This window comes from uncultured Veillonella sp. (assembly GCF_900545205.1).
GTDB lineage: Bacteria > Bacillota > Negativicutes > Veillonellales > Veillonellaceae > Veillonella.
This window is the reverse complement of sequence record NZ_UQYC01000113.1, coordinates 1-3794: the sequence shown is the minus strand read 5'-3', so window position 1 is coordinate 3794 and position 3794 is coordinate 1. Positions and strand designations below refer to the sequence as shown.

The following is a 3794-nucleotide window of genomic DNA, read 5'->3' as shown; positions in this document are numbered from 1 at the left end:
CTGTTCAGTTCCGATTTCTGGAAAAGAAATTAAATCAAATATCATACATAAAAAATCGATACCTCCAGAGAAAGAAATGTACATGCGCACGCCACATTGGCTAAAACCGCCGGAAATGACATCTCCGTCATGACATACAAATGGAATATATCTCGGTACTCGCACACTATTGATGGTTGGTTCCATATCGGCTCCTGTGAAAGCAACGATACATGAGCCTTTCACGGTGAGTGTAGGCGGCAGCAATGTGCACTCTAAGGCACCTGCCATTTCTACATTACCTACCAGCGCTTGCCCCAAGAGATAGCTTTCACTATCCATAGGACCGGCTACAGGCATACCATATTGTTGGAACCCAACGCGACCTTTATCTTGAATGGTAGTGTACATACCAGGTGCATTTACGTAGATAGATGATTTATTAAACTCATTAATAGCCACGCAACTCACCTACCTCTACTTCATACATGGATGGCGCATAGTCCGCCCCCAATGCTTTAATACGATTATATTCCACTTCAGCTATCGGCACATAGCGCACATAGTCGCCAGCACTCAATAGCGCCGCTTGTTTCTTGGACATGTCATACATGGTTACCGATGTACGGCCAATGATTTGCCAGCCCCCTGGAGAGTCGGATGGATACGTGCCAGTTTGTTCCCCTGCAATGCCTACAGAACCTGCAGGTATCAATGTTCTTGGTGAGGATAAACGAGGTGTTGCAATACGTGGATCCATGCCGCCCAAATAGGTAAAACCAGGAATGAAGCCAAGCATATATACCAAGTAATCAGTACCACTATGAATGGCTACAACCTCATCTTCAGTTAGATTATTATGAGAGGCTACAAAACCAAGGTCTGGACCAAACTCACCACCGTACACGGTAGGAATTTCCACGACGGTAACAAGTTCATTAGCATTATCTGTTACAGTCTGCTCCAATGTAGGCTCAATGATGTTACACAATTCTGCATAGGAGTATATCATAGCATCATATTGCAAAAGCAATGCACAATAGGTAGGTACTAATTCAATAATGCCCTCTAGATTCAGCTCTTGAATTCGCTCTATCGTTTGACGAATATGTCGATTAATCTTTGGATCGATGACTTGACCAAAATCAATAGAGATAGCGCAATCCCCTACAGGTGAAATTATAGGTTTCATAGGTATCTCCTTCCTAAAACCAGAAAGAACCATTACCTTCAAACGAAAATAATGGTACTTTCATAATTATCAAATTAACCAAGTAATTTAGCAATGCCTTGTAAGGATGTAACGCCGATGTAAGCTGTTACAAGTACTACAATCCATCCTGTATAGTATAACAGTTTATTATGTTTGTAGTCGCCTACGATTTCAGATTTATGAGTAGCAAAGAGCATTACTGCCAATGTAATCGGCAAGATCAACCCGTTTACAGAACCCGCTAAAATCAATAAGGATGCTGGTTTACCAATGAAGATCAAAATACATGTAGAAACGAAGATAAAGGCCATAATAGTCAATTTTTCATTGCGTTCTACCACTTTGAACAATGTTTTTAAGAAGGACACGGATGTGTACGCTGCACCCACTACAGATGTTAAGGCTGCACAGAAGAATACGATACCGAATAATTTATGACCAATTTCACCAGCCCCTAAAAGGAATGCAGAGCCAGCTGGATCTTTAGGATCTAACGCAAAGCCCATGGATACAACACCAAGAACGGCTAGGAATAACAAGATACGAACCACTGCATCTACGGACATACCCATGAAGGCTGCACGACGTACATCTTTCAAATGTTCTTGACCAGTAATACCTGCATCAATGAGGCGGTGACCGCCAGAGAATGTAATGTAACCACCTACGGTACCACCGATAAGGGTAATAGTTGCAAGCCATGGATAATGCGTCGGTGCCACCGCATGAGTAGCTGCTTCAGCCACTGGCGGATTTGTAGAGAATGCTACATAGCCAATCAATACTAGCATAACAGTACCAAGAATTTTCGCTGTGTTGTCTAGTACACCACCCATTTTTGGAGAGGCGAACAATAGAATACCAAGGATACCACTGATAGCCGCTGCAGTCGTTGTATCAATACCAAATACAATATTTAGGCCCATAGATGCGCCCCCAATGTTACCGATATTGAAAGCAAGGCCTCCAAGAGAAATCAAGAATGCTACGAAATAGCCAAGTCCTGGCAATACTTTATTAGCAATATCTTGACCACGCATTTTAGATATGCCAATGATTGTCCACACATTAAGCTGTGCAATAATTGAAAAAATAACAGACACAATGATGGCAAACGCAAAGTCTGCTTTTAAATCATTCGTAAATGCCGCCGTTTGTAACATAAAGCCCGGCCCAATAGAGGACGTGGCCATCAAGAAAGCTGCCCCCAAGAGGACAGATAAACTTGCTTTACCTGAAATTGGTTTCATAAAAACCTCCACACAATAATTTATTAACTATCTATTATGTACTTACTATTTACTACATATTCACTATTTATTACGTATTTGTTATGTATTGCTTAATTTTAAATCGCCGTTTTACTATTTACGATTTTGAAAATTAGCCACTGTAACGCCCGCTTTCGTAAGGCCTTCACGGATGTAATTTGTGAAAGCTATCGCTTCTGGGTTATCGCCGTGTACGCATACTGAATCGGCTACAATATCAATAGTATTACCTGTATTTGTTACAACCTTGCCTTCTGTAACCATCATAAGAACTCGTTCAAGAGCCTCTTGAGGGTCTTTTATGAAAGCGCCTGGTTCTGTACGAGGTACCAATGTACCTTCATCAGTATAACCGCGATCAGCAAAGACCTCCTGAATTACAGGAATGCCTCGACGCTCTGCTTCTTTTGCAATATAGCTATCGCTCAACACCATAGCTGCAATATTAGGGTTTACCGCTTGTAATCCATCTAATACAGCATCTGCCAATGCAGGAGTGACACAAGCAGTATTATAAAAAGCACCATGTAATTTCATATGTTGTAATGTAACGCCATAGCTATCACAGAAGGCTTGCAATGCACCAACTTGATATATCATATACGCTTTAGCCTCTGCAGGATTGACTGCCATTGCTCGACGACCAAAGCCCATTAAATCAGGATATCCAGGATGAGCCCCTACGGCTACGCCCTTCTCCTTGCACATGCGAACTGTAGCATCCATAATGAGAGGATCCCCAGCATGCCATCCGCAAGCAACATTAGCACTAGTTACGTGATTTAGTACTTCACTATCCATGCCTAATGTATAGTTGCCAAAACTTTCACCTAAATCGCTATTTAGATCTACATAATGTGACATCAATAATCTCCTCCCTTTCTTCATCTCTTTTTTAAATTCTATAGAATATTGAATTTATAGATATGATTATACTAAATAAATCGATATATTAGCAATGATTTTTATCATATATACAAAATTTCTTTATTAATACACATATTAAAATGCATATTAAGACACAAAAAAGCATCCCACATTATGTGGGATGCTTTCAGTATCAATAGGTCTATCATTAGTTTGTGTATGGAGAGAGTTGTAAGGGATTCGTTAGTTAGTGTCGATAGCCTATCGATTATTTATTATCCTTGGATGCAGCATCATCAGCTTGTTTGCTGTCGTCTGCAGCTTTATCATCTGCAGATTTATCATCAGATGTATTAGCAGCATCTTTGTCGCTAATTACAATGTGACCATCTACAACATCAGCAAGCAAGTTCGCGGTATTGCCAATGGAATGGAAACCCGTCTTACCTTCAAGAGAATCGGGG

Annotated in this window: 4 protein-coding genes and 1 pseudogene; all 5 read right to left on the bottom strand. The window is 40.7% G+C overall.

The annotated features are described in order from the left end of the window. Positions 1-441: pseudogene (locus QZR70_RS08670) on the bottom strand (hypothetical protein); the annotation flags it as partial. Next, positions 431-1171 carry a 5-oxoprolinase subunit PxpB gene (gene pxpB / locus QZR70_RS08665; RefSeq protein ID WP_295794550.1) on the bottom strand — a complete coding sequence of 247 codons (741 nt, stop codon included), beginning with the start codon at positions 1169-1171 and terminating at the stop codon, positions 431-433. The pseudogene QZR70_RS08670 and the gene pxpB, both read right to left, overlap by 11 nt. Positions 1172-1245: 74 nt before the next feature. Continuing rightward, positions 1246-2442 carry an NRAMP family divalent metal transporter gene (locus QZR70_RS08660; RefSeq protein ID WP_295794548.1) on the bottom strand — a complete coding sequence of 399 codons (1197 nt, stop codon included), beginning with the start codon at positions 2440-2442 and terminating at the stop codon, positions 1246-1248. Positions 2443-2556: 114 nt separating this feature from the next. After that, positions 2557-3327, bottom strand: coding sequence for a LamB/YcsF family protein (locus QZR70_RS08655; RefSeq protein ID WP_295794546.1), 771 nt, complete (start codon positions 3325-3327; stop codon positions 2557-2559). A 271-nt stretch (positions 3328-3598) separates the two neighbouring features. Then, positions 3599-3794 (bottom strand): hypothetical protein (locus QZR70_RS08650; RefSeq protein ID WP_295794544.1); only part of this gene is annotated, 196 nt, incomplete at its 5' end.